Below are 25,254 nucleotides of genomic sequence, written 5' to 3' on the forward strand. Positions count from 1 at the left end.
GACAAAAATAATAACCGGAATAAAGAATGACTAATACCCTTCGACTCCGCTCAGGGTGACAGCTAGAGAAAACATGAAGTTGTCGCCTCGAGCGGAGTCGAGAAATCTTAGCGTTCAAAAATTAACTCGAATTAATAAACAAAAAATGCGCAAGGGATAGAGCGATTTGTTGAAGCTCTTTTTACATTTTTGCAGCGCAAAAATGTAAAAAAGCGACTCGCGAAAGCCTGACCCGATAGGGATGCGCCCAAAAAAATAAATAAGAATAATGAACTTAACAGAGATAAAAACATTTGGACAACTAAAGGAAGCCCACTACCAAAGCAAGAGTATAAAAGAGGAGTTGCGCCAAAATTTGATTGAAAAAATAAAGAAGAAAGAGAACGTGTTTGAAGGCATCCACGGGTACGAAAAAACCGTGATTCCAGAACTGGAACGCGCCATTCTTTCTAAGCACAATATTAACCTCTTGGGTTTACGCGGACAAGCAAAAACAAGAATTGCGAGGTTGATGATTCAGTTGTTAGACGAGTATATTCCCGTGGTGGAAGGTTCTGAAATTAATGACGATCCTTTTCATCCCATTTCTAGATATGCGAGACAAACTTTGGAAGAAAAAGGCGATGATACGCCCATCACTTGGTTGCACAGGGAAGATCGCTTTGCAGAAAAATTAGCGACGCCAGATGTGACGGTAGCCGATTTAATTGGAGATGTGGATCCCATTAAAGCCGCCAACCTGAAATTAAGCTACGCCGATGACAGGGTGATTCATTTCGGAATGATTCCGCGTGCCAATAGAAGTATTTTTGTAATTAACGAGCTGCCAGATTTACAAGCGAGAATACAAGTGGCACTATTTAATATTTTACAAGAAGGCGATATTCAAATACGGGGGTTTAAATTGAGAATGCCTTTAGACCTACAGTTTATTTTTACCGCTAACCCAGAAGATTACACCAACCGCGGAAGCATTGTAACGCCTTTAAAAGATAGAATTGGTTCTCAAATTCTAACCCATTATCCGCAGGATATTGAAACCGCTAAGAAAATTACCGCTCAAGAAGTTCGTCTAGAAGAAAGTCAGCATCAACGAGTTATGGTTCCCGAAATCGCCAAAGATGTTTTAGAGCAGATAAGTTTTGAGGCTAGAAAAAGCGAATATGTCGATGTAAAAAGCGGAATTAGTGCCCGAATGAGCATTACCGCTTTTCAAAATTTATTGAGTACGGCAGAGCGCAGAGCCATTCTACTGGGTGAAGAAAAAACTTCGCTCCGATTAAGTGACTTTACAGGAATAATTCCTGCCATTACAGGGAAAGTAGAGTTGGTTTATGAGGGAGAGCAAGAAGGAGCCGATTTTGTGGCCAAAGAACTGATGACGCAAGCAGTAAAAACCTTATTCCTCCAAAAATTTCCGAAGATAGAAAAGCTTCAAAAGCAAGACGAAGAAACATCTTACGACGATTTGCTCCATTGGTTTTTTAATCAAGAAGGGGTGGTCTTAACTTCAGATTTAAGCGATAAAGAATATCAAAAAGCTTTGATGAATATAGAGCCTTTACCCAAATTGGTAGACCAATATGTGCCTAATTTGCCCGAGGAAGAACGCTTTTTCATGATGGAAATGGTACTTTGGGGATTGGCTGCCCATCAAAAATTAAGCAAGCATGAATTTGCTGAAGGGAACCAGTTTCAAGATTTATATGGAAACTACATCAATAATTTGTAAGGGTTAAAGCTTCGCTAAAATAGGGGTGTTCTCTTAAAATCTTTTTATCTTCCGTAAAAATCAATCTATGTTTTTACAAACTCAAATTCCTAATCCAGAAGAAACAGGTACCAACCAACAGTTTGGTTGGTACACTTTTGGAGATTTTATGGTGGCCAACTGGTTTTACGTCACCGCAGTAGTAGTAATTGCCCTAGTGGTTCTTATGTATTCTAAAAAGATGAAAAAAGAACGTCAAGCAAAGAGAGAAGAAGCGCAACGAAAAGCTAACGAGTCTTCAACCAACCCGTAATACTTAATCGCTGGTCGTTTTTAACCACTTTGACTTCATGCTCTAAAAGCTGACTTTCAAAAATAACCACTCTTCCTGGCAAAGGATAAATGATTTCTTCTGTGCCATCTGGTTTATAAATGACGAGTTCGCCGCCATTTGTTTTTAGCCAGTTTTCTTCATTTAAATAACACACCATAGAAAGTTTTCTACGCGAATCGTTTTGAAAAGCATCTAAATGACGTTTGTAAAATGTTCCTGTTGGATACACTGCATAATGAAACTCTTTGTGCAAAATGCCCATAAAACAGGTCGCATTAAGGTAATTCACCAAGGGGTTGATTTTAGAAAAAAATACCTTTTCGGCAGCATCTGCTTTTTGTTCATCCATCCACAAGATAAAATCTCCACGTATCGTTTTTGCGATGACTTCGTTGGTACGGTTTCCAATGGCCGCCTTTTTAAATTGGTCCTCTTCTAACTTCCCTAAAGTTGCTGTACGCAAAATTTCAATTTCCGAAGCCTCAAAAAAAGTATCGGTGATGCTGTATTGTTGCCGTAAAAGCTCTTCAATTATCTTTTCGTATTGAGGATTCACCTTAAAATCTACCTGCTCAAACAGCTCTTGATTTTCCATGAAAAATTATTAAAATAACCCGGTAATATTACTTCTTTTTTCTCTCGTTTTCCAAATTAATTTGTAAATAATGAATGTCTGGTAAAGACTTTAAAAATAGCAGCCGCCGCGTTAATAATGAGAGTAATAAACCACATAGTAATACCAATTTGAATACGTAATGTCGTATGAATAAATTGAATTATTTTATGCTTAATTGAAGTTAAAAATGATTAGCATAGCCTTTGCTACGGTTATCATTTTTAATGAAAAGTAAGTCATAAAAGAAACGATTTAATAGCGACATTATCTGTTTAATTTGGTATAAAGCTTAACTTTGCAGCTTCAACCAAATACGAACTTACGTGGAAGTATTACAATTTTTAAGTGGCCCCGGACTTTTTTTAATTCTAGGAATAGCCGTAGTCGTTGTCGTTTTGTACAATAAATTCAAGAAATAATGAGTAAAATTCGCATTACCAAACAGTTTAATTTTGAAACCGGGCATGCCCTTTACGGTTATGACGGAAAATGCAAAAACGTTCACGGCCACAGTTATAAGCTTAATGTTAGCGTTATTGGCGAGCCAATTAATGATAGCGAAAACGTTAAAAACGGCATGGTGATCGATTTTGGCGACCTCAAAAAAATCGTGAAAGAAGAGATTGTAGACCGTTTTGATCACGCCACCGTACTCAATAAAAACACCCCTCACCTAGAACTGGCAGAGGAGCTTATCAAGAGAGATCACAATGTGATTTTGGTAGAATATCAACCTACCAGTGAACAAATGATCATCGATTTTGCTCAAAAGATTAAGTCAAGACTTCCCACAGACATTAAATTACATAGCCTAAGATTGCAAGAAACAGATACTAGTTTTGCCGAGTGGTTTGCGAGTGATAATTAGGGCGTTTCCCTGCGGGTCGGGCTTTACATTGCAATCTTTTATCCTTTTTTTCTAAAAAAAAGATAAAAGGATTTTCATTACAATCCCTAACGCAAAAAAAATCTTGCTAAGAAATAAGTATATTTGAGCTCAATAACGAAGACTATGCACATTCTCGAAGGAAAAAAAATCTATTTCTCCAGCGACAATCACTTAGGCGCACCCACAAAAGAGCTGAGCAAACCTAGGGAGAAAAAGTTTGTACAATGGCTAGATGAAATCAAAGAAGATGCTGCAGCCATCTTTCTATTGGGCGACCTCTTCGATTTTTGGTTTGAATATAAACACGTCGTTCCCAAAGGTTTTGTAAGGGTTTTAGGGAAACTCGCCGAAATCCGCGACAGCGGTATTCCCATCTATTTCTTTGTAGGCAATCATGATTTATGGATGGATTCTTATTTTCAAGACGAATTAAATATCCCCGTTTACCACCAACCCAAAGAATTTGTCTTTAATAATAAAACCTTTCTTATTGGTCACGGTGACGGTTTAGGGCCGGGAGACAAAGGCTACAAACGCATGAAAAAAGTCTTTACCAATCGGTTTTCTAAATGGCTGTATCGTTGGTTTCACCCAGATTTGGGCGTGCCTTTGGCAAAGCACCTTTCGGTGAAGAATAAATTGATTTCGGGCGATGAAGACGCCAAATTCTTGGGTGAAGAAAAGGAATGGCTCGTACAATATGCCAAACGGAAATTAGAAACCAGACACTACGATTACTTTGTATTTGGGCACCGGCATTTACCTCTGAGTATCGAAGTAGGAGAAAATTCTACCTACCACAACCTAGGCGATTGGATTACGTATTATACCTATGGCACTTTTGATGGAAAAGAATTTGAATTAAAAGAATATTAGTTCGCAGATAGTGCAAGGTATTTTTTTATCTCCATATGAAATAACGTAGCGCTCAAAAACTTATGTATCTCTTTCAGCTCTTGTTTACTTACTGCTAATTCTATTTTGGAAGAAGGTGTTTTTAGCAGAATAGATTTACAGTCTTTTGGCGTTTTACATTGCGAACAACAACCTTGCTCTACCGCTTCCATCACATTTTTGTGGAATATTTTCACTTCTTCTTCCTTCAAAAAGAAACCCATATCTCTAAAAACCAACTGAATCTTATCTTGCTGGGTTTTCCAATAGAAAGAAATCCCATACTTGGTCTTGTATATAATATCGATGTCCTTCATTCCTTCTTTTAAAATCAAAGATACTATTATTTATATCTGTTCTAAATAATTTTGTGTTTTTATTTTATTTGTCTCTTCGCAACTTCTTTACCTATAAAATAAGCGAATAAAAGAGGAACCATCACAAAGGCGGTATAATCTTGCCACCAGCCCATTTCATTAGCCAGTATGGCAAATCCAGCTAAAAAAATAATCACTAGTAAATCTAGATAAGGTTTTTTCATCGTTTTTTAGGTTTTAAATCATTAGTAATAAGGTAACATTGATGAGCTCTTAAAATGTGTGGAAACTAATAAGATTCTACAAATGAATACCTTGCTTTTTTGAAAATTGATTTTATCGATAGCGAGAGGATATTTTTATTTTAAATTACTACTGTTTATCAAATAGTTACAATTAGGTCTTGGTTCTTGGTTCTAATTGCCGCAGGCAGGGTCTAGGTTCTTTACCGAACAACAATGGTTTTAAATGTTGAGATTAATTTACCGAATATCTTTCAATTTCAATTGAAGACTAACATTTCCGTTCCATTCATTTTCGTCTATAGAATATACCGCGTCAAAGGGGATTTTCTTAGAAACGATGCTTATTTTTTTTCCCAAATTAAATCCTATACCGCCGATGCTTCTTGGATTAGGAAGTTGTTGTACACTACATTTTAAATGATCTCCTTCTTTGCCCACCGCTTTTGCAAAACCGCTATCTGTTAGTTTTGGGGTGAAGAAAGTCGGGGCCATATTTCCAGGTCCAAAGGGAGCGAATTGCTTCAGAATTCTATAAAATTTATCGGTGATTTCCTCTAAGGAGATTTCCAAGTCTATTTTAATTTCGGGCGTGAGCATATGAGGTTCTATGCTGGCAGCAACCACTTCTTCAAACTTTTGCTTAAAGTTTTCATATTGGTTTTCGTGTAAGGTTAATCCTGCCGCATATTTATGGCCGCCAAATTGTTCTATATGTTCTTGACAAGCTTCTAGCGCATTGTAGACATCAAAACCTTTTACAGATCGTGCCGAAGCCGCTAATTTCTCTCCGCTTTTGGTAAAAACGAGCGTGGGTCTATAATACGTTTCGGTTAAGCGGGAAGCGACAATTCCTATCACGCCTTTATGCCAATCTTCTTGGTAGACTACCGTCGTAGATTTGTCTTCTTCTTTGTTGCTTATAATTTGCTCCAACGCCATCTCGGTGATGCTTCGGTCTTCTGCTTTTCTTTCGGTATTGTAGTTTTCTATTTCTTTGGCAAATGTTTCGGCTTGTGCTTCATCTTCTTCGGTTAATAAGTCGACGGCATGCAAGCCGTGTTTCATTCTTCCGGCGGCATTAATTCTAGGAGCGATGATAAAAACCACATCGGTTATCGTAAGACTTTCTTTTTTTATCTGATTGATAATAGCCTTAAAACCCTTCCGCGGAAGCGTATTAATCACATGTAAACCGTGATGTGCTAAAATCCTATTCTCTCCGGTAATGGGAACAATATCTGCTCCAATGGCTGTGGCCACCAAATCTAAATACGGAGCAAGCGTTTGTACAGAATTTCCTTTTAATTGCTCTAAGGCTTGAATCAATTTAAAACCTACTCCGCAGCCGCAAAGCTCTTTATAAGGATAGGTGCAATCTTCTCGCTTAGGGTCTAAAACCGCCACTGCTTGGGGAATTTCATTGCCAGGACGGTGATGATCGCAAATAATAAAATCAATTCCTTTTTCTTTGGCGTAGGCTACTTTTTCTACGGCTTTTATTCCGCAGTCTAAAGCAATAATCAGGTGGATCCCATTGTCGTGAGCATAATCTATTCCGGCATAAGAAATTCCGTAACCTTCTTTATAGCGATCAGGAATATAGGTGGTGACCAAGCTGGTCTCCGTTTTTAAATAAGAACTCATCAAGGCGACGCTCGTAGTACCATCTACATCATAATCGCCATACACCATAATCAATTCTTCTTGGGCTATGGCTTGCTGAATCCTCTTCACCGCCACATCCATATCTTTCATCAAAAAAGGATCGTGCAAATGTCCTAATTGCGGACGAAAAAAATTTCTGGCTTCCTCAAAGGTCTCAATGCCTCTTAAAACCAAAAGATAAGCCACCGCTTTGTCAACGTTTAAACTGCTTTGAAGCTGTGCTACTTTTTGAGGATCTGGTTTTGGGGCGAGCGTCCAGCGCATGAGATTGATTTAAGAAATTGAAATAATCTATAAAGTTACGAAAGTTTATTTTTAATAAGCTGCTGCAATTGAGGAACCGTTTCCGTTTCAAACCAAGGATTTTTTGATCTCCAAAATCTATTCACCGGGGAAGGATGCGGAATGGGGAAATACTGAGGTAAATAGTGGTGGTAATTTTTTACGCGATGCGTTAGGTTTTCTTTTCCTTCCAAATAATACTTACAGGCATAAGAACCTATTAAAATATATAGAGGGTCGCTTTCAAAATGATCTATCACACTTTGATGCCATTGCGGTGCGCATTCTTTTCTTGGTGGTAAATCTCCGGTTTTTGCTTTCCCAGGGTAGCAAAAAGCCATAGGTAAAATGGCAAAATTTTTATCTCTATAAAAAGTCTCCTCACTTACGCCTAACCATTTTCTTAATTGTTTCCCGCTTTGATCATCCCAATCGATACCCGATTTGTGTACCACTCTCCCAGGAGCCTGACCAATAAGAACAATTTTAGAATCTTTGTGTGCTCTTAGAATTGGTTTAGGTTCTAAAGGCAAGTGTTCTTTGCAAAGCGTGCAATTTATAATATTAGTTAAGAGTTCTTTCACGTGTTGGCTTAAGTTTATTATTTTTGAATTTCTGTTTAAAGCTAAGATCTATGTCTGCAATTCCTATTCAATTTAAACAACGCAATGTGTTGAAAATTTTTGTTTTTGTGCTCATAGGTTTTATTCTGCTTGTCATAGGTTTAATAGGCTATTTCACTTCAGAAAACTTTATGTACTTCTATTTAGTTGTCGCTGCTAACCTCATTATAGCTTACATTTTCTTTATTTCTAGAGTAAAAAAGAATCAAGTGGTGTACGATCCTGCGTTTGTAAAATATAAATTAAATGCAGAAAGCAATAAGATTAAGAACACGCTTTTAATCAAAGCTCTTCTCGTAGAGCAGGTATTGGAGATTCAATTAAAAGAAGATGAAAACCTAAGCATCGATTTAGAAGATTACCATAAAGACGACCAAATCTATTTCGAAAAATTACTGAATGCGTTGGCTCCTCCTAGCTAAAAATTTTTATTTCTTTCCGTCTACAATAAGCACAATTTCTCCTTTGGGAGGCTTTTGAGTATAGTAATCTAATACTTCGTGTAGGCTTCCTCGTTGGGTTTCTTCGTGCAGTTTACTAATCTCTCTAGAAACCGAAGCTTGCCGCTCTTCTCCAAAATAATCGATTAAATGCTGCAGGGTTTTTAAAAGCTTATGTGGCGATTCATAAAAAATCATAGTCCGCGTTTCCTCTGCTAAGAGTTTAAGTCGGGTTTGTCTTCCTTTCTTAACGGGCAAAAAACCTTCAAAAACAAACTTATCGTTTGGGAGTCCGCTATTTACCAAGGCGGGAACAAAAGCGGTAGCGCCTGGCAAGCAGTCTACTTCTATGTTTTCTTCTACACAAGCACGCGTTAACAGAAACCCCGGATCTGAAATCGCTGGGGTTCCCGCATCGCTAATTAAAGCTGCATTTTCTCCGTGCTTAATTCTATCTACGATCATTTGCAAGGTCTTATGCTCATTGTGCATATGATGGCTGTGCATTTGCGTCGTGATCTCAAAATGCTTTAAAAGTTTTCCGCTAGTTCGCGTATCTTCTGCTAAGATAAAATCGACTTCTTGGAGCACTCTTACGGCTCTAAAAGTCATATCCTCCAGATTACCTATGGGCGTAGGAACGATGAATAACTTTCCCATTAGGCATATTTGTTTTCAATAGCTTGTAGAAAACGATTTTCATACACCTCCTTATTTTCCCAATTCTTATAATCTGGTTTTACCACATCGTGAATAAAACGTTGAGCTTCTGGAAGGCTTTCAACGGTATTCAATTGAGAAAGTACGCGGTTATAATCTGCGGCATCCCCATCAAAAAGGTGTTTGATGTAACTTAAGCGATCATTTAAACCTATCTGAATTCCTTTTTTAAGTTGATCATTCAGGGATTTTTTCTTTGCAGAATGCTTACTGTTAAAATCTTCTTTGCGCTCAAACTCTGGCATGATTCCAAAGAGATTCTGTTGCTCATCGGTAAGTGAACCTTCATCCTTTGCTTGCTCTATCTCGTCTTTCGCTACTTCGGTTTTTGCTTCTGGCTGAACTTCTTCTTTTAAAAATTCTGGTTCTTGTTGAGAAGCTTCTTCTACTGAAACTTCTTCTTTTAAGGTTTCTGAAATAGGCTTTTTTTCTACTATAGCCTCTGCTTCTGAAATCTCTTCTACTTTAATTTCTTCTGTTTTCTTTACTTCAGAAGGTCTCTCAAATTGGGGTAAATCGTCAAAATGAACTCCTCCCAAGCTTCTAAACTCATCCTTTGTTTCTTCTTCGGCCTGAGGTAAAATACCTTCGAGCACCTGCTCTACGTCTGAAGCTTTAGAAGATGTATCTGCAAAAATTTCTTCTGCTTCTTCGGTATTTTCTTCCGTATTCGGTTCAGTGGTGGCTTCCGTATGATCCTTGATTATTTCCTGTTTTTCTTCTTCTATAGGAGAAGGTATTGCTTCCGCTTGAGGCTCAACATTTTCTTCCGTTAAGGCTTTTTCAATATCTTTTTTTCCAATGGTAGGCTGGGGTCCGTCAAAATGCTTTTCGGTAAACGAAAGCACCGAGAGCTTTTCGTACAACACACCTGTTACCGCTTTTAGTTCATGAACATCTGCTTTGTTTTTTAATTGCAAAATTCTATGAGCTATACTCATAAGCTCTGCTTCTAAGGTCTTCTTCATAACTTTATGATTTACTTTGCTTGTGCAGCCTAATTTTTAGTAAATTTATCTCAACTTTATTATTACAGGAATTTTCCTGTTGAATGCTGAAAATTACAAAATGTTTCTTGAAAATACCGTAAATCACGAAGAGCAATTTGGATGGATTGAAGTAATTTGTGGAAGTATGTTCTCTGGAAAAACTGAAGAACTCATTCGCAGGTTAAAACGTGCTCAATTTGCCAAACAAAAAGTAGAAATTTTTAAACCCGCCATAGACATTCGTTATGATGATGAGCTGGTGATTTCTCACGATGCGAATGAAATTAGGTCAACTCCCGTGCCTGCTGCTGCCAATATTAGGCTTCTCGCCGATGCTTGCGATGTGGTAGGCATTGATGAAGCCCAATTTTTTGACGATGAAATTGTTAGCGTTTGTAACGATTTGGCCAATAAAGGCATTCGGGTAGTGGTTGCTGGTTTAGATATGGATTTTAAAGGCAATCCCTTTGGCCCTATGCCCAACCTTATGGCCACGGCAGAATATGTAACCAAAGTGCACGCCGTTTGTACACGAACTGGAAACTTGGCGCAGTACAGTTTTAGGAAAGCAACCAGTAAAGATTTAGTGCTCCTTGGAGAAACCGAAGAATACGAACCCCTAAGTAGAGCTGCTTACTACAAAGCGATGCGCGATCAAAAAGTGAGAAAAATGGATGTTGAAATCAGTGAGGTTCTCCCAAAAGAAAAAAAGCTATGAAACCTTCAGAAACCCTTCTCGAAATAGATTTAAAAGCCTTAGAACATAACTACCGTTTCCTTGCTGCTAAAGTAAAGGAGAACGTAAAAAAAATGGCCGTAATTAAAGCTTTTGCTTACGGAAGTGATTCGGTTACTTTAGCAAAAAAACTAGAAGCCTTAGGCGTAGATTATTTTGCAGTGGCCTACACTCAAGAGGGAATCGATTTAAGAGAAGACGGTATTACCCAACCTATTTTGGTGCTTCACCCACAGTCTACTCACTTTCAAGAAATTATAGATCACTGTCTTATCCCTAGTATTTATAGCGAGTTTGTGCTGAATCATTTTATCACTTCCGCGGAAGAAAATCAGCAACATGATTATCCTATTCACCTCAAACTGAATACGGGTTTAAATCGACTGGGTTTTGACCCCGAGGAAGCCCCAATGATTCTAGAGAAACTAAAACAAACTTCGAGCACTAAAGTAGACGGCATATTTTCGCATTTTGCCGCTAGCGAAGACCCTAAAGAAAAAGAGTTTACCCAGCATCAAATGGACACCTTTAAAAAAGTAAGTGAAAAAATTATAGCCCATTTAGGTTACGCTCCATTAAGACATTTGTGCAATACCAGCGGAATTTTAAATTATCCCGAAGCTCATTTTGATATGGTGAGAACGGGAATTGGTCTTTACGGCTACGGAAATTCTAAAGAAATAGACCAACAACTCATTCCTATTGGAACCTTAAAAACCATTATTTCTCAAATTCACCACATTAAAAAAGGAGAAAGTGTAGGCTATAATAGAATGTTTAAAGCCACGAAAGATACCAAAATAGCCACTTTACCATTAGGCCACGCCGACGGGATTAATAGAATTTACGGCAAGCAAAAAACACATGTCTCCGTCAATAAACATTTAGCTCCCATCATTGGAAATGTATGTATGGATATGATTATGATTGATATTTCAGGAATCGATTGCGAGGAAGGAGACGAAGTTATTCTCTTTGGAAAAGAAAAAAGCGCCGAAGATTTTGCTCATAATGCCGGCACCATTTCCTATGAACTGATTACTTCGATCTCTCAACGGGTAAAAAGAAAAATTATTCCATAAAATTAAAATTTAGATTATCTTTATCCTTATACTAACCAAATCAATGATACGATGAGCTTTTTTAGCGATTTTAAAAAATTCTTAATGAAAGGTGATATTGTCGCTTTAGCAACAGCAGTTGTTATTGGTGCTGCCTTTAAAACAATTATAGATTCTGTTGTAAAAGATGTGATCACTCCCATTATTGGAATGCTAACCGGCGGACTCGATTTTACCAAAAAATTTATTTCTTTAGACGGTGTCAACTATGAGAGTCTCGAGGCGGCAAGAGAGGCCAAAGCAGCAGTGATCACTTACGGTAATTTGATACAGGCGATCATCAACTTTATTATTGTGGGTCTCTTTATCTTCTTATTTTTAAAGTATTATGATAAAACGAAGAAAAAAGAAGAAGCAAAGCCAGCTGCGCCTGCAGGTCCAACGCAAGAAGAATTGCTTATGGAGATTAGAGATGAGTTAAGAAAAAAATAATAAGTTTATAATTCCATAAAAAAACCCTGCTCAAAAGGCAGGGTCTTTTTTTGCCAATTTACTAATTATTAAAATCGTGCTCTAATTGTGCCAGAGAAAGTGATGTAATCATCTAAAGAATCAAAACCATTCCTTTGTGCGACAACATCATTAAATCTCAATTCTATAATTCTTGCCTGCAAATCAAACTCCACTACTTCAATTTGTCCTTTAGAAGTTGACATGTGATGGTTTTCATTTAATTCAAATAAGTTATCATATTCATTGTCCAGCTCTTGATTTATGGTAAGTGCATATAGAGGACCATTAACGCTTTCATCTGGTAAATTGTAGATTTGTTCAGAAAACTCTGTAAGTGGTGAAAAGAAAAGCCGCGTACCTTCATTTGTATCTCCAAAACCAATGCTTGGCGGAGAGTTATCACTATAATAAACAGTATTGACAAAACTGAGCGTTAAATTATCTGATGTATTACTTCTATTTGGGTCAATCGTTATGGTGTTAACCAAGATAGCAGGTTCGCCATCCTCGCCACCTCCATCACCATCACAAGCTTCCCCGGGATTGTCCAAACAAACCACCAAGCCCAGGCCACCGTCTTTAGTAGTAAAGGAACCTTTAGAAAATTCACCGTTTTCCCAGGCGACACTATAATTGTACGCTGTGTTTTTGTCTAATATGAAGTTTGCAAACGGGCAAAATTCATACGTGTTATATTCTCCGGTGTCAGGATTTCTCAGGACAAATTCCCGACAATCCAAATAGGAATCCTGAGAGTCTACATTGGGATAGGGTGCTATATTAGGTAATGAATTTGAAGCACAATAGCCTACTGGTTGATAAAATCCACCTAATGGCCCGATGGTTTCTCCATCTATGGTAATTGTTGCGTCGCAGCTTTCCTCAAACTCACTTTGAAAAATTACCATAGATTTTGAGCGGGCATCGCTAAACGCTTGGCTGGACTCTTCCTGGGTATAAGTACCTTCAACAATCAAATCGCTATCGTCAATAAAAACCCCATCAATACTTAGGTCTTGATTATCGGTATTTATCAGACCACTTACATTAGTCGAGCCCTCAAATACTCCCGTGCTCGTAAGGTTATTCAATATATAATTGCCACCATTAAGCTCGGCAGTTCCAGAGATTTCTCCGCCAAAAGTGATAATTTTAAATGAATTATTATCGACAATGATAGAACCTTCCAATGAATTATTGAGGTTTCCGGCAGACATATTACCTATAAAATTTCCGACTAAGTCGAAGTCTTCTAGGCTTTGAATAGGCTCATTATTAGGAGCCGTATCATCTTCAGAACAAGCACTAAAAAAAATAATCAATACGCTAAATATCCATACATACTGTTTCATAAGAATACGTTTTAAAGTGAATTGTAAAATGAAAAATATTCCAATACAAGTCCATACCCAATACTGGGTATATTTTGATAGGCAATACTTCTCATTATTGCGCGATGAAATAATATCTTTGTAAAAAACAGCAAAGATGAAAATAGCAGTAATCGGTGCCACCGGTATGGTTGGCCAAGTGATTCTAAAAGTATTAGCAGAACGTAATTTTCCGTTAACGGAATTGATTCCGGTAGCTTCAGAGCGATCTGTAGGAAAGGAAATTGAATTTAAAGGAGAAAAATACAAGCTAATGAATCTGCAATCAGCATTAGATTTACAACCTGATATCGCCTTATTTTCGGCGGGAGGGGAAACTTCTAAAGCCTGGGCGCCAAAATTTGCCGAAGCAGGAACAACCGTCATCGATAACTCCTCAGCTTGGCGCATGGATCCCAACAAAAAACTAATCGTTCCCGAAATTAACGCCCACAGCCTTACCAAAGAAGATAAGATTATCGCCAATCCCAACTGCTCAACCATTCAATTGGTGATGGCTTTAAAACCCTTGCACGATAAATTTAAAATCAAGCGGGTAATTGTTTCTACCTACCAATCCATTACAGGAACGGGTGTAAAAGCCGTTCAACAGCTAGAGCGTGAGTACCAAGGAGAAACTGGAGAAATGGCTTATCCCTACCCTATTCACCGCAACGCGATTCCGCATTGTGATGTTTTTTTAGAGAATGATTATACCAAGGAAGAGATGAAACTTACCGATGAAACCAAGAAAATTCTGGCCGACGATACCGTATTGGTTTCGGCGACTGCAGTAAGAATTCCGGTGGTGGGAGGTCATAGTGAATCGGTGAATATAGAGTTTGAAAAAGACTTTGAAATTACGGCCATTAAGAAAGCATTAAAGGATTTCCCTGGGATTACGCTGCAAGACTATCCGAGTGTCAACACCTACCCGATGCCTATTTATGCTGAAGGGAAAAATGATGTTTTTGTAGGTAGAATACGAAAAGATCATTCGCACCCCAAAGCTTTGCAGTTATGGATTGTGGCTGATAACCTAAGGAAAGGAGCCGCAACCAACGCGGTGCAAATCGCAGAATACCTGATAGAACAAAAATTTTAATTTCTTTACGAAAGTGAAATTGCTTATTTTTTTATTTTATCAAATAAGTTTGAGCCAGGAAAAGCTGATGCCATTCGTATCAAGTTTTTGTAAAATCTAATTCCATAGGTTTCTTAAATTATAAACCTTAGCATTCTTCTGCATAAAGTTAAAGATGCGGGAATGCACTTTTCGATTAAGTCTTATCTTTGAAATAAATCTACTTAAAATGCTCCAGCTTCAAAATGTTTCCTTTAGTTACGCTGAAGAAATCAATTTAAATTCAATTAATTTCTCTGTAGAGAAAGGAGCTCATATATGTATTCTTGGTGAAAGTGGCTGCGGAAAAACTACATTGCTCAAAGCTATTTATGGTTTGTTAGATTTAACTGAAGGTGAAATTTTATGGAACCATGAAAAGCTACTGGGTCCTGCTTATCATTTAATTCCTGGTCATCCCGCGATGAAATACCTCGCGCAAGATTTTGACCTGATGCCTTATATTTCTGTAGAAGACAATATAGGGAAGCACCTTTCTCGACGCTATATGCAGCAACGAAAAGAACGCATTGAAGAACTTTTAAGGGTGGTTGATATGACAGCTTTCGCCAAGACTCACGTTAAGTTACTAAGTGGCGGACAAAAGCAACGCGTTGCTTTAGCACGTGCCATGGCCAAGGAACCCAAGCTAGTTTTGCTCGATGAACCCTTTAGCCACATAGACAATTTTAGACGAAATGCCTTAAGACGTGATCTTTACGCCTATCTCAAGCAAGAGAACATCACGTGTATTACGGCCACACACGATAGTGAAGAAGCTCTTTCTTTTTCTAATGAAATAAAAGTGATGCGAGAAGGAAGCTTTATACAAACCGGAAAACCCGAAACTATATTCAACTCTCCAAAGAATGCCTATGTCGCTTCTTTTTTTGGTGATGTCAATCTATTAGAAATTGACGAGGAACCTCGAATTTTATTCCCCCATCAGCTAATGATCTCAACAATTGAAAAGGGATGGAAAGGCCGTGTTTTAAAATCGTATTTTAAAGGCAGTTATTACCTTATAGAAGCGCTTATGAACAAAAATCAGGTATTTTTTAAGCATCCCGTTTCCCTAGAAAAAGGAAAACAGATTTACCTTGAGAGCACCGTCTAATGTTTATATATTAGATTGCTTTTACGAAAAGCTCATTCGCATTCTAGAGCTTTACAATTATGTATTGTTGCCATAATCTAAGAATAAATGCTGCCACCAACGCGGTACAAATCGCAGAATATTTGGTAAACAACAAGCCTTAAGTTCTACCAAATTGATTTTAATCTACAGATAAAATTTTTATGTCTTCTTGATGGAAATTAAACCTGTCGCCTTTTTGCTTTCCTAGCAAAAGTTTGGCGATAGGAGAATTGATGCCAATGCCATAGAAATTTTGCTTCTCCAGCTTAATCTCCCCCGCAGGAATAGCTAAAAAGTAGTTCGCTGCACTTGTAGTAACTATACTTCCCAACTGAATCTTTTTACCACTCTTTTGTAGATTAGGCAACTGTAAAATTTCTTGTAGTTTCTTAAACTCTTGCAACTGACTTTCGAGCTGAGAAATCTCGGCATTAATCATCTCTCTAGAAGTTTCATATTTATCGCCTGCGCTACTTTTGGTTTCATTTCCTAAATCGCGTTCTAAATCCCAAACCGATGTTTCTAAACGAAGTATTCGTTCGTTTACATACGTATGACAAGATTTTAAAAGTTCTTCTCTCTCTTTCACTTTTTCTTTACTTCTAAATTAAATTTTAACGGACCATAATATCCCATTTGTTTAGTAATCCAAGCTTTTCTAGATTGAATATATCCCGATGGCGGATTTGCTCTATACCTTAGCGGATTAGGCAATATGGCGGCAATCGCGGCAGCTTGTGAAGCTGTTAATTGACTAGCAGATTTTTTAAACCAAAAGTTGGCAGCAGCTTCTGCGCCGTAGACACCATCGCCCATTTCTATGCTGTTTAGATAGACTTCTAAAATACGTTCTTTACTCCAAATGGTTTCAATTAAAAAGGTGAAATACACTTCTAAACCTTTTCTAAGCCAGTTTCTTCCCGGCCATAAAAAAACATTTTTTGCCGTTTGCTGACTAATACTACTCGCTCCTCGTAAGCGTTTTCCGTCTTTACTATTCTGAATTACTTTTTCTATGGCTTTTAGATCAAAACCGTTGTGTTTTATGAAGTTTTGATCTTCACTGCAAATCACTGCTTTTTGTAAGTTAACGGAAATGTTTTCTATAGGCTCCCAATCGTGTTGCCAACCGCTTCTTTTTTCTGAAGGCGTTTCAACATATCTAATGACCATTAAAGGTGTTATAGGAACAGGAACCCATTTATAAACCACTACCCATAAAATAGTGAATCCAAAAAACCATAAAATAAGTTTACCTATAAATTTTAAAAATCTCTTCATAGGCTACGTAGCTAAATTTGCTAATTCTTTTCCCACTAAACTACCCATTGCCACACCCATTCCGCCAAGGCGAACTCCGCAAAAAACGTTTGGAGACAGGTTTTTTAGTAAAGGTTTTTTTTGATTGCCCACCCCCATAATTCCGCTCCAACGCTGATCGATTTCAAAGGAAGTTTCGGGTAAAATTACTTCTCGCAATAATTCTTCTAGCTTTCGCTGAATTAACGTTGTTTGCGCCATTTGTGTGGTTTCTTCATCTTTAATAGCTAAGTTTCTACCGCCGCCCAATAAAATACGGTTGTCGATATTTCTAAAATAATAATAGCCTTCTTCTAAATGAAAAGTTCCTTTTATGTGCAGGTTTTTAATCGGTTTCGTAATCAAAACCTGTGCCCTAGCAGGTTTAACCCCATCTATGTTTAATTTCTTAGCAAACCCATTGGTAGCAATGCATAGTTTTTGAGTTTCCAGCTCAAAATTTTTAGTGATGACCTTTACGGAATTTTGATTTTCTTCGTACTTCAAAACTTCAACTCCGTTTAAAATTTGAATATTAGCATGATGCACTTTTTGCACTAAAGCTTGCATCATTTTTCCGGTATTAAGCTGCCCTTCAAACTGATTAAATATAAGCTGTTGCTGAATTTTTTTAAAGCCAAAATTATTATCTACTACACTAAATACTTTCTTTTTAAAAATAGGAAACAGCAAATTATTTAGCTCGTCTAATTGAGATACACAGGTTTTAAATAAGGTTTTATTTTCTTCCGTAAAGAGTTCGTAGCCGCCGTAGGACTTAAACTCTAAAGCTGTATCTCCAATAGTTTCTCTAAGTAATTGGAGACCTCCTACCCTATGTTGAACCAAAGCAATCATTTCTTCTTTAGAGTGGTTTTTTAAATCATCTAACAACTCAGACGCACTTCCAAAGCAAGCAAACCCAGCATTTTTGGTACTAGCGCCGTTGGGTAAAAGTCCGCGTTCTAAAATGAGAATTTTTGCGTTAGGGTGGTTTTTCCTTAATTGCAAAGCGCAGCTTAAACCCGTAATACCACTACCTATAATAGTAAAATCAATCTGTTTAAACCAAGTCTCTTTTTCCCAGTAAGAAAAATTCATTCCTTATTTTTTATCTAAAGTAAGGAAGTTTTTTAGGTTAAAGAAAGAACCGACTTTCTTTTTTCTGCGGAGCACAAAAAACGATAAAGAATAAAAAAATCAGGGGAAAGTTGCTTTTTCTTACTTTCCTTAATGAATTAAATCTGTTTTTTAATTCTTATAAATAACAGTGCACGGTTGTCTTATATCTAAAAAAGAAGGGTTTGGGATAACTTCATTGATATAGTAACACAACCTTAATAAAACATTAATTTTCATATCACTTGAAAACAAAAATTTCAAGTGATATTTTTTATCACGCTAATCATTTTATATACATTTTTTCAAGATTTATCTAGGCTAGCAAAGTTTGACTTTATTCAGAAATTGAAGCATAAGCGCATTGGATATTTCTTTTTGATTGTAATTTTAGACTTTACTTTTTACTCTATTGAAAATTCTTCATTTATTGCACGGTTAAAAACACCTCCTCAAAATTCAAAAAAAATAAGATTAGGACAAAGTGTGAATATTAAATTAGCTAACTTTCCTGATAACGAATTTGGTATTTTAAAAGGAGAAGTGAAAAATATTGTCCTTGTTCCAGACATTGATGGATTATATAATGTTGATGTTTCTTTACCCTCTAAATTGATAACATCGTATGATATAGAAATAGATTTTAGACAAGAAATGTCGAGTACAGCAGAGATTATTACAGAAGATTTACGTTTAATTGAACGGTTCTTTTACCCATTTAAAGATGTTCTAACCCGGTAAAAAACAAGTCATAATGTCAAAGATCAGTTTAATTTACCATAAGTCCATTTTCTTATAAGTTATTTTTAAGCTATAATCTATTCATTTCTAATCAAGTCTTTCTACTTTACTTTTATTCAACATAAAGCTTATTTTTCTATCTAGCTTTTTCCTAGCTCAACCACATCGAAAATACAGTGAGTCCACACAGAGACCACACTTTCTCACAGAATATGTGGTTTCTGTGTGTAAACATACTCAATATATTATATTTTGATTTTAAAGTTCATTGAAATTACTTTTGCGCAACCTCAAAAAAAAACGGCCAAATGGCAAGCAAGTATAATGTATAGCCCAAGCCTTAGGGAACGCCCTAAAAAAGAAAACCCTCAAATTAATTGAGGGCTTAAGATAATGTCGCAAATAAATTGATATAAGTAATTATTCTACTTCATCTTTATATTTCTCATCCATTTCAAAATCTTCCATAAATTTCGTGGTATAATTACCCGCTAAATAATCTGGATGATCCATTAATTGACGATGAAAAGGAATGGTCGTTTTGACTCCTTCTATTATAAATTCGTCTAAAGAACGCTTCATTTTATTGATGGCTTCTTCTCTAGTTTGCGCGGTTGTAATCAACTTCGCTATCATAGAATCATAGTTGGGCGGAATGGAATAACCACTATAAACGTGGGTATCTATTCGTACTCCGTGCCCGCCTGGAGCGTGTAAATTAGTGATTTTCCCTGGAGAAGGTCTAAAATCGTTATAAGGATCTTCTGCATTGATACGACATTCTATAGAGTGCAGTTTTGGGAAGTAATTTTTCCCCGAGATTGACACGTTTGCCGCTACCAAAATTTGCTCTCTAATTAAATCGTAATCAATGACCTGCTCTGTAATAGGATGTTCTACCTGAATACGGGTATTCATCTCCATAAAGTAAAAGTTGCGGTGCTTATCTACTAGAAACTCTACAGTTCCCGCCCCTTCGTACTTAATATATTCTGCTGCTTTTACGGCTGCATCTCCCATTTTTTCACGAAGTTCATCGGTCATAAATGGTGATGGGGTTTCTTCGGTAAGTTTTTGGTGACGACGTTGAATCGAACAATCTCTTTCTGAAAGGTGACATGCTTTTCCTTTGCTGTCTCCTACAATTTGAATTTCGATATGTCGAGGCTCTTCAATGAGCTTCTCCAAATACATTCCGTCATTTCCAAAAGCTGCTCCAGCTTCTTGTCTTGCAGAATCCCAAGCATCTTGAAGATCTTCTTCTTTCCATACCGCACGCATTCCTTTACCTCCACCCCCAGCGGTAGCTTTAAGCATTACTGGAAAGCCCATAGCTTTTGCCGTTTTAAGACAATCTGCAAAATCTTCTAAAAGTCCGTCAGATCCTGGAATACAAGGAACTCCTGCAGATTGCATGGTTGCTCTTGCAGAAGCTTTATCTCCCATTCTATCAATCATATCTGGCGATGCCCCAATAAATTTGATATCGTGTTCCTGGCATATTTTTGAAAATTTAGAATTTTCAGCCAAGAAACCATATCCAGGATGGATCGCATCTGCATTGGTAATTTCCGCAGCAGCGATAATGTTTGATATTTTTAAATAAGACTCATTACTTGGTGCCGGACCTATACAAACCGCTTCATCTGCAAAGCGCACGTGCAAGCTATCTGCATCTGCTTTTGAGTATACCGCCACGGTTTTGATTCCCATTTCTTTACAGGTTCTAATTACACGCAGTGCAATTTCCCCTCTATTGGCAATTAGTATCTTTTTAAACATCTCTTGAAATTTTAAATTTGAGTTTTAATAATCAACTAGTTCAAATGATAAACATTAGAGGTATCATTTAAATTTTAGTCTTTAAAACTTCTTATGATGGATCTACTAAAAATAATGGCTGATCAAATTCTACCGGAGAAGCTTCATCTACCAAACATTTTACGATTTTACCGCTTACTTCACTTTCTATTTCATTAAAAAGTTTCATCGCTTCGATAATACATACTACATCTCCTTCTTTAATGGTATCTCCTACCTCTGCAAAAACAGGTTTGTCTGGAGAAGGTTTACGGTAAAAAGTACCAATAATTGGTGATTTAACCGTAATGTATTTAGAGTCATCATCTGCTGCTGGTGCATCCTGAGTTGCTGCTGGCGCTTCTTGCGCAGGAGCTGCTTGTTGCATTTGCTGCTGTGGAGCCTGCATTTGTCCTTGCATTCCTCCCATTGGGATTTGTTGAACGAAGGTTGTTTCTTTTTCGTCTGAAGTAGTCTTAATGGTGATTTTAATATCATCCATTTCTAATTTCACTTCGCTAGCTCCAGATTTAGCTACAAATTTTATTAAATTTTGAATTTCCTTTAATTCCATAATTATAAGGGTTTTTGTCGTTTGTAATTAGGAGTTATATGCCCATTTTAAATAAATAGAACCCCATGTAAATCCACCTCCAAAGGAAGCGAATACTAAATTATCTCCTTTTTTAAATTGTTTTTCGAAATCACTCAACAATAAAGGTAATGTTGCTGATGTGGTATTACCGTAGCGCTCGATATTCATCAGGACTTTTTCTTCACTTAGTCCCATCCTTTTTGCCGTAGCGTCTATAATTCTTTTATTAGCTTGATGCGCTATTAACCAATTAACGTCTTCTTCTTGTAGGTTATTCCTCTTCATGATTTCTGCACTGACTTCTGCCATATTGGAAACCGCATACTTAAAGACCGTTTTCCCATCTTGACGCACATAATGCTGCCCGTTGGCAACCGTTTCTTGGCTCGCTGGTAAAAGTGACCCACCGGCGTCAATTTTTAAGAAATCTCTCCCTACACCATCACTTCTTAAATATTCATCTTGAAAGCCTAAGCCTTCTTCATTAGGTTCAAAAAGTACGGCTCCTGCCCCATCTCCAAAAATAATACACGTAGCTCTATCGGTATAATCAATGATAGAAGACATTTTATCTGCTCCAATCACGATAATTTTTTTATACCTGCCACATTCTATATAACTCGATGCCGTTGACATGCCATAAAGAAAGCTAGAACATGCGGCTTGTAAATCATATGAAAAAGCATTCGTAGCTCCTATTGCTGAAGCGGTATAAGCTGCTGTAGAGGCTACTGGCAAATCTGGGGTAGTGGTTGCAAAAATTAATAAATCAATCTCTGCAGGATCGATATTACTTTTTTCTATAAGATTCTTTGCAGCTTGTATTCCTAAATAAGAGGTTCCTTTATTAGGATCCTTCAAGACTCTTCTTTCTTTAATACCTGTCCTGCTAGTAATCCATTCATCATTGGTTTCTACCATTTCTTCCAACATTTTATTGGTAATAATGTCGTCGGGCACGTAAGATCCTACAGCTGTTATCGCTGCTTTGATTTTGTTCATAAAAAGGATTTTATTTCACAAAAGTAGGGTTTTCCCCTACATTGATTATATTCAGAAAAATTGATTAATTTCTAAAACTAAGGTGCAAAGTAATATGTTTTTGCCACTTATTCAACTTATTAACTCAATCATTTATCGTTTTATAGGACAAAAGCTCTTAAAAAAACAAAAACCCCCGTCTTTCGAACGAGAGTTTTGATAGTATTTTTCCTAGCTTAATGCCTAAGCTTCAACTTCTTCTGTATTATCAATAAGGACTTGACCTCTATAATAAAGTTTTCCTTCGTGCCAGTGAGCTCTGTGATATAAGTGCGCTTCTCCTGTTGTAGGATCTGTAGCTACTTGCGGAGCTTTAGCCTTATAGTGCGTTCTTCTTTTATCTCTTCTGGTCTTAGATATTTTTCTCTTAGGATGTGCCATAGCTAAGTCTTAATTTTTATCGTTTAATAGGTTCTTTAATTTATTCCAGCGAGGATCTACCTCATTTTCTGCTTTTTCTTCCCCAATTTTGGGTTCTAATTCTTCTAATCTATCAAGTATTTCTGAATCTAAAGTTCCATCTTCAACGCCCGGGTGAACCCTTTTAATAGGTATTCCCAACACAATGGCTTCATAAATGTATTGTTGCACTTCTACTTCGTATTCCCCGTGGGGCAAAATAAGCAACTCTTCATTTTCATTATTTAGTTCATCTCCAAATTTTACCACCAAAGAAATATGATTTTCTAAAGGCTGATTATAAGGCTCATTCGTTACATCGCAATTGATGTTAATGCTACCTTTAATATGAAACTCGAGCTCAAGCATCGTAGGTTTTTTTTCAAACTCTAGGTCTACTTTGGCGTCGATATCATTAAAATCTTCGTACTCAAAAAACTCAAAGAACGTATTATCAATCTGATAATCGTAATGGTGCCGTCCTAATTTCAATCCCACAAATGGGATGGTAAACTCTTTTAACTTCTTCATCACATCGTCAATTTCAGGCGTGCAAATATATAAAATATAATTAATTAAGTATCTTTATCAACAAAAAATGTTTATAATTTTTTGCTCTGCTTTTTTAGCGGGTTTTTAGTAAGCTCTTTATACTCTTCTCTATTTCTAAATATTTCAATAGCAGCGAATACCGCTTCTTTAAACGAGGTAGGATCTGCTTCTCCTTTTCCTGCGATTTCGTAGGCCGTTCCATGGTCTGGAGAGGTTCTTATTTTTTCTAATCCGGCAGTAAAGTTGACTCCATTTCCAAAGGATAAGGTTTTAAAAGGAATAAGGCCTTGATCGTGGTAAGCCGCAACTACAGCGTCAAAATTTTGATAATTTTTGGTGCCAAAAAAGCTATCCGCAGCATAAGGACCGTAAACTAAATTTCCTCTATCTCGTAACCTCTTTAGGGTGGGTTTTAAAACTTCTTCATCTTCTTTTCCTATCACCCCATTATCTCCACTATGCGGATTGATTCCCAACACAGCAATTTTAGGCTTTCTCACTCTAAAATCTGCTTCCAAAGAGCTGGATATAATTTTAATCTTTTTTTCAATAAGCGCAGGCGTAATCACTTTGGCTACTTCTTTAACTGGCACATGATCTGTAAGCAAACCTACCTTTAGATTTTCAGAAATCATAAACATCAAGCTTTCTCCGCCTCCTAAGTGCTTTGCGAGGTAATCGGTATGACCGGGAAAATTAAATTTATCTGACTGAATTACATTTTTATTAATAGGAGCCGTTACCAACACATCTATATGTTCTTCTTTTAAAGCTTGCGTTGCCGCCTCCAAAGATTGAAGGGTAAAACCTCCCAAAAATTTATCTTCTTCTCCAAAGTTGATTTTAAGATGATCTTTCCACACATTTACGACATTAAACTTCCCATCGATAATTTTTTCTGCATTCTCAACTCCTTGAAAGTTGACATTCATTTTATAGTGCTTCTTATAAAAGGAAAGCAGTTTATTGTTTGCAAAAACTACAGGCGTACAAAAGTCTAGCATGCGAGGATCTTCGAAAGTTTTTAAAATCACTTCACTGCCAATCCCATTTAAATCGCCTATACTTATACCAACTCTTATTTTATGTGCTTTTTTCATCAAAATAATATCTATTTTTGCTCGAACAAAGGTAACTAATTATTAACAACTATGTTTACAGGAATTGTAGAAGTACTCGGAAAAATAGTCGATTTAACCCATGAAGACGGCAATTTGCACCTTAAGCTTGAGTCTTCCTTTACGGAAGAATTAAAAATTGACCAAAGTGTATCCCATAACGGAGTTTGCTTAACGGTTACCTCTATCAATACCCCATGCTACACCGTAACCGCCATTAAAGAAACGCTAGATAAGACCAACTTATCTCGACTAAAGATTGGAGATGTAGTAAATCTAGAACGCGGAATGCAAATGAATGCAAGACTAGACGGACATATTGTACAAGGTCATGTAGATCAAACGGCTACTTGCTCTCAAATTAAAGAAGAAAACGGAAGTCATGTTTTTACCTTTACTTACGATTCTTCCCTTAGCAATGTGACTATAGAAAAAGGATCTATTACGGTAAACGGAGTGAGTTTAACGGTAGTGAATAGTAAAAAGGATAGGTTTAGTGTTGCGATTATTCCTTACACTTATGCGCATACAAGCTTCAATAGCTTTGAAATAGGAACGCTTGTCAATTTAGAATTTGATGTGATAGGAAAGTATGTTCAGCGTCTTTTAGAATTAAGAAGCTAGTCTAGCTTTATCTGAAAATAAAAAAGCTTTTACAACAACCTCATAACTTCTTGATTTTACCAGTGGACCCAGATGGGCTTCCCTCGACTTCGCTCGGGATAAACTTCTCGCCCCAAAAAATCATAACATAAAAAAAGCACCTACAAAAATTGTAAGTGCTTGATTTTACCAGTGGACCCAGATGGGCTCCCCTCGGCTTCGCTCGGGATAAACTTCTCGCCCAAAAAAATCATAACATAAAAAAAGCACCTACAAAAATTGTAAGTGCTTGATTTTACCAGTGGACCCAGATGGGCTCCC

29 protein-coding genes are annotated in these 25,254 nt (G+C 37.0%); 12 read left to right on the forward strand and 17 right to left on the reverse strand.

The genetic code is table 11. From position 1 onward, the window contains the following. Window positions 1-268 precede the first annotated feature (268 nt). Window positions 269-1,732, forward strand: coding sequence for a MoxR family ATPase (locus RBU60_RS03685; RefSeq protein WP_308863315.1), 1,464 nt, complete (start codon window positions 269-271; stop codon window positions 1,730-1,732). Window positions 1,733-1,799: 67 nt separating this feature from the next. Continuing rightward, window positions 1,800-2,024, forward strand: a complete 225-nt coding sequence (locus RBU60_RS03690) for a hypothetical protein (RefSeq protein ID WP_308863316.1) — start codon at window positions 1,800-1,802, stop codon at window positions 2,022-2,024. Here the strand turns inward: RBU60_RS03690 and RBU60_RS03695 are convergent. Beyond that, window positions 1,999-2,640 (reverse strand): 2OG-Fe(II) oxygenase, encoded by a 642-nt coding sequence (locus RBU60_RS03695; protein WP_308863317.1) that lies wholly within the window; start codon window positions 2,638-2,640, stop codon window positions 1,999-2,001. The two genes, RBU60_RS03690 and RBU60_RS03695, sit on opposite strands and share 26 nt — an antisense overlap. 439 nt (window positions 2,641-3,079) lie before the next feature. On the opposite strand from RBU60_RS03695, the gene RBU60_RS03700 reads away from it, so the two are divergent. Both RBU60_RS03700 and RBU60_RS03705 read left to right on the forward strand, forming a co-directional pair. Further along, window positions 3,080-3,529 (forward strand): 6-pyruvoyl trahydropterin synthase family protein, encoded by a 450-nt coding sequence (locus RBU60_RS03700; RefSeq protein WP_308863318.1) that lies wholly within the window; start codon window positions 3,080-3,082, stop codon window positions 3,527-3,529. Between the two features lie 144 nt (window positions 3,530-3,673). Beyond that, window positions 3,674-4,426 (forward strand): UDP-2,3-diacylglucosamine diphosphatase, encoded by a 753-nt coding sequence (locus tag RBU60_RS03705; protein ID WP_308863319.1) that lies wholly within the window; start codon window positions 3,674-3,676, stop codon window positions 4,424-4,426. Here the strand turns inward: RBU60_RS03705 and RBU60_RS03710 are convergent. The 4 genes from RBU60_RS03710 to RBU60_RS03725 form a co-directional block, all read right to left on the reverse strand. Then, a complete protein-coding gene (locus tag RBU60_RS03710) occupies window positions 4,423-4,779 on the reverse strand; it encodes a DUF6686 family protein (RefSeq protein WP_308863320.1) in 357 nt (118 codons plus the stop codon). The genes RBU60_RS03705 and RBU60_RS03710 overlap by 4 nt on opposite strands. Before the next feature lie 41 nt (window positions 4,780-4,820). After that, window positions 4,821-4,985, reverse strand: coding sequence for a hypothetical protein (locus RBU60_RS03715; protein WP_308863321.1), 165 nt, complete (start codon window positions 4,983-4,985; stop codon window positions 4,821-4,823). Between the two features lie 258 nt (window positions 4,986-5,243). Beyond that, window positions 5,244-6,935 carry a single-stranded-DNA-specific exonuclease RecJ gene (gene recJ, locus RBU60_RS03720; RefSeq protein ID WP_308863322.1) on the reverse strand — a complete coding sequence of 564 codons (1,692 nt, stop codon included), beginning with the start codon at window positions 6,933-6,935 and terminating at the stop codon, window positions 5,244-5,246. A 35-nt stretch (window positions 6,936-6,970) separates the two neighbouring features. After that, window positions 6,971-7,537 carry a uracil-DNA glycosylase family protein gene (locus tag RBU60_RS03725; protein WP_308863323.1) on the reverse strand — a complete coding sequence of 189 codons (567 nt, stop codon included), beginning with the start codon at window positions 7,535-7,537 and terminating at the stop codon, window positions 6,971-6,973. A 50-nt stretch (window positions 7,538-7,587) separates the two neighbouring features. Here RBU60_RS03725 and RBU60_RS03730 point away from each other — a divergent pair, with 50 nt between their 5' ends. Continuing rightward, window positions 7,588-7,998 (forward strand): hypothetical protein, encoded by a 411-nt coding sequence (locus tag RBU60_RS03730; protein WP_308863324.1) that lies wholly within the window; start codon window positions 7,588-7,590, stop codon window positions 7,996-7,998. A gap of 6 nt (window positions 7,999-8,004) precedes the next feature. On the opposite strand, the gene rsmI is transcribed toward RBU60_RS03730, so the two are convergent. Beyond that, window positions 8,005-8,676, reverse strand: coding sequence for a 16S rRNA (cytidine(1402)-2'-O)-methyltransferase (rsmI, locus tag RBU60_RS03735; RefSeq protein ID WP_308863325.1), 672 nt, complete (start codon window positions 8,674-8,676; stop codon window positions 8,005-8,007). After that, window positions 8,676-9,704, reverse strand: a complete 1,029-nt coding sequence (locus tag RBU60_RS03740) for a hypothetical protein (protein ID WP_308863326.1) — start codon at window positions 9,702-9,704, stop codon at window positions 8,676-8,678. The genes rsmI and RBU60_RS03740 overlap by 1 nt, the downstream gene beginning before the upstream one ends. Before the next feature lie 100 nt (window positions 9,705-9,804). Between RBU60_RS03740 and RBU60_RS03745 the strand changes: the two genes are divergently transcribed. The 3 genes from RBU60_RS03745 to mscL are packed head-to-tail and all read left to right on the forward strand — an operon-like array spanning window position 9,805 to window position 12,014. Next, window positions 9,805-10,443 (forward strand): thymidine kinase, encoded by a 639-nt coding sequence (locus tag RBU60_RS03745; RefSeq protein WP_308863327.1) that lies wholly within the window; start codon window positions 9,805-9,807, stop codon window positions 10,441-10,443. Next, window positions 10,440-11,543, forward strand: coding sequence for an alanine racemase (alr, locus tag RBU60_RS03750; protein WP_308863328.1), 1,104 nt, complete (start codon window positions 10,440-10,442; stop codon window positions 11,541-11,543). Before RBU60_RS03745 ends, alr begins: the two co-directional genes overlap by 4 nt. A 51-nt stretch (window positions 11,544-11,594) precedes the next feature. Next, window positions 11,595-12,014: a large conductance mechanosensitive channel protein MscL gene (gene mscL, locus RBU60_RS03755; protein ID WP_308863329.1), complete on the forward strand. Its 420-nt coding sequence runs from the start codon at window positions 11,595-11,597 to the stop codon at window positions 12,012-12,014. Window positions 12,015-12,082: 68 nt separating this feature from the next. On the opposite strand, the gene RBU60_RS03760 is transcribed toward mscL, so the two are convergent. Further along, on the reverse strand, window positions 12,083-13,387 hold the full coding sequence (locus RBU60_RS03760; protein WP_308863330.1) for a hypothetical protein: 1,305 nt from the start codon (window positions 13,385-13,387) through the stop codon (window positions 12,083-12,085). A gap of 136 nt (window positions 13,388-13,523) precedes the next feature. Here RBU60_RS03760 and RBU60_RS03765 point away from each other — a divergent pair, with 136 nt between their 5' ends. Both RBU60_RS03765 and RBU60_RS03770 read left to right on the forward strand, forming a co-directional pair. Then, complete coding sequence (locus tag RBU60_RS03765) at window positions 13,524-14,510, forward strand: aspartate-semialdehyde dehydrogenase (protein ID WP_308863331.1); 987 nt, start codon at window positions 13,524-13,526, stop codon at window positions 14,508-14,510. Window positions 14,511-14,718: 208 nt separating this feature from the next. Beyond that, entirely contained in the window at window positions 14,719-15,645 is a 927-nt protein-coding gene (locus RBU60_RS03770) for an ABC transporter ATP-binding protein (protein ID WP_308863332.1), read from the forward strand. 160 nt (window positions 15,646-15,805) lie between these two features. Here RBU60_RS03770 and RBU60_RS03775 read toward each other — a convergent pair whose 3' ends face one another. From RBU60_RS03775 to RBU60_RS03785, 3 genes are read right to left on the reverse strand one after another with little or no spacing between them, the layout of a single operon-like run. Then, the gene (locus RBU60_RS03775) at window positions 15,806-16,255 is read right to left on the reverse strand and encodes a transcription elongation factor (protein ID WP_308863333.1); all 450 of its coding nucleotides are present in this window, start codon (window positions 16,253-16,255) and stop codon (window positions 15,806-15,808) included. After that, entirely contained in the window at window positions 16,252-16,947 is a 696-nt protein-coding gene (gene mtgA, locus RBU60_RS03780) for a monofunctional biosynthetic peptidoglycan transglycosylase (protein ID WP_308863334.1), read from the reverse strand. The genes RBU60_RS03775 and mtgA overlap by 4 nt, the downstream gene beginning before the upstream one ends. 3 nt (window positions 16,948-16,950) lie before the next feature. Beyond that, window positions 16,951-18,066, reverse strand: a complete 1,116-nt coding sequence (locus RBU60_RS03785) for an NAD(P)/FAD-dependent oxidoreductase (protein WP_308863335.1) — start codon at window positions 18,064-18,066, stop codon at window positions 16,951-16,953. 282 nt (window positions 18,067-18,348) lie between these two features. Between RBU60_RS03785 and RBU60_RS03790 the strand changes: the two genes are divergently transcribed. Then, window positions 18,349-18,825 (forward strand): HlyD family secretion protein, encoded by a 477-nt coding sequence (locus RBU60_RS03790; RefSeq protein ID WP_308863336.1) that lies wholly within the window; start codon window positions 18,349-18,351, stop codon window positions 18,823-18,825. Window positions 18,826-19,245: 420 nt separating this feature from the next. Here RBU60_RS03790 and accC read toward each other — a convergent pair whose 3' ends face one another. The 6 genes from accC to pdxA form a co-directional block, all read right to left on the reverse strand. Next, window positions 19,246-20,607, reverse strand: a complete 1,362-nt coding sequence (accC, locus tag RBU60_RS03795; protein ID WP_308863337.1) for an acetyl-CoA carboxylase biotin carboxylase subunit — start codon at window positions 20,605-20,607, stop codon at window positions 19,246-19,248. A gap of 91 nt (window positions 20,608-20,698) precedes the next feature. Beyond that, complete coding sequence (gene accB, locus RBU60_RS03800) at window positions 20,699-21,199, reverse strand: acetyl-CoA carboxylase biotin carboxyl carrier protein (RefSeq protein WP_308863338.1); 501 nt, start codon at window positions 21,197-21,199, stop codon at window positions 20,699-20,701. Between the two features lie 27 nt (window positions 21,200-21,226). After that, window positions 21,227-22,222 carry a beta-ketoacyl-ACP synthase III gene (locus RBU60_RS03805; RefSeq protein ID WP_308863339.1) on the reverse strand — a complete coding sequence of 332 codons (996 nt, stop codon included), beginning with the start codon at window positions 22,220-22,222 and terminating at the stop codon, window positions 21,227-21,229. Window positions 22,223-22,444: 222 nt separating this feature from the next. Continuing rightward, entirely contained in the window at window positions 22,445-22,642 is a 198-nt protein-coding gene (gene rpmF / locus RBU60_RS03810) for a 50S ribosomal protein L32 (protein ID WP_308863340.1), read from the reverse strand. A 9-nt stretch (window positions 22,643-22,651) separates the two neighbouring features. After that, entirely contained in the window at window positions 22,652-23,191 is a 540-nt protein-coding gene (locus RBU60_RS03815; RefSeq protein ID WP_308863341.1) for a YceD family protein, read from the reverse strand. 71 nt (window positions 23,192-23,262) lie between these two features. Further along, entirely contained in the window at window positions 23,263-24,312 is a 1,050-nt protein-coding gene (gene pdxA, locus RBU60_RS03820; RefSeq protein WP_308863342.1) for a 4-hydroxythreonine-4-phosphate dehydrogenase PdxA, read from the reverse strand. A 51-nt stretch (window positions 24,313-24,363) separates the two neighbouring features. On the opposite strand from pdxA, the gene RBU60_RS03825 reads away from it, so the two are divergent. Beyond that, window positions 24,364-24,954: a riboflavin synthase gene (locus RBU60_RS03825; RefSeq protein WP_308863343.1), complete on the forward strand. Its 591-nt coding sequence runs from the start codon at window positions 24,364-24,366 to the stop codon at window positions 24,952-24,954. Window positions 24,955-25,254 lie beyond the last annotated feature (300 nt).

The organism is Mesonia profundi (assembly GCF_031085155.1).
Classification (GTDB): domain Bacteria; phylum Bacteroidota; class Bacteroidia; order Flavobacteriales; family Flavobacteriaceae; genus Mesonia; species Mesonia profundi.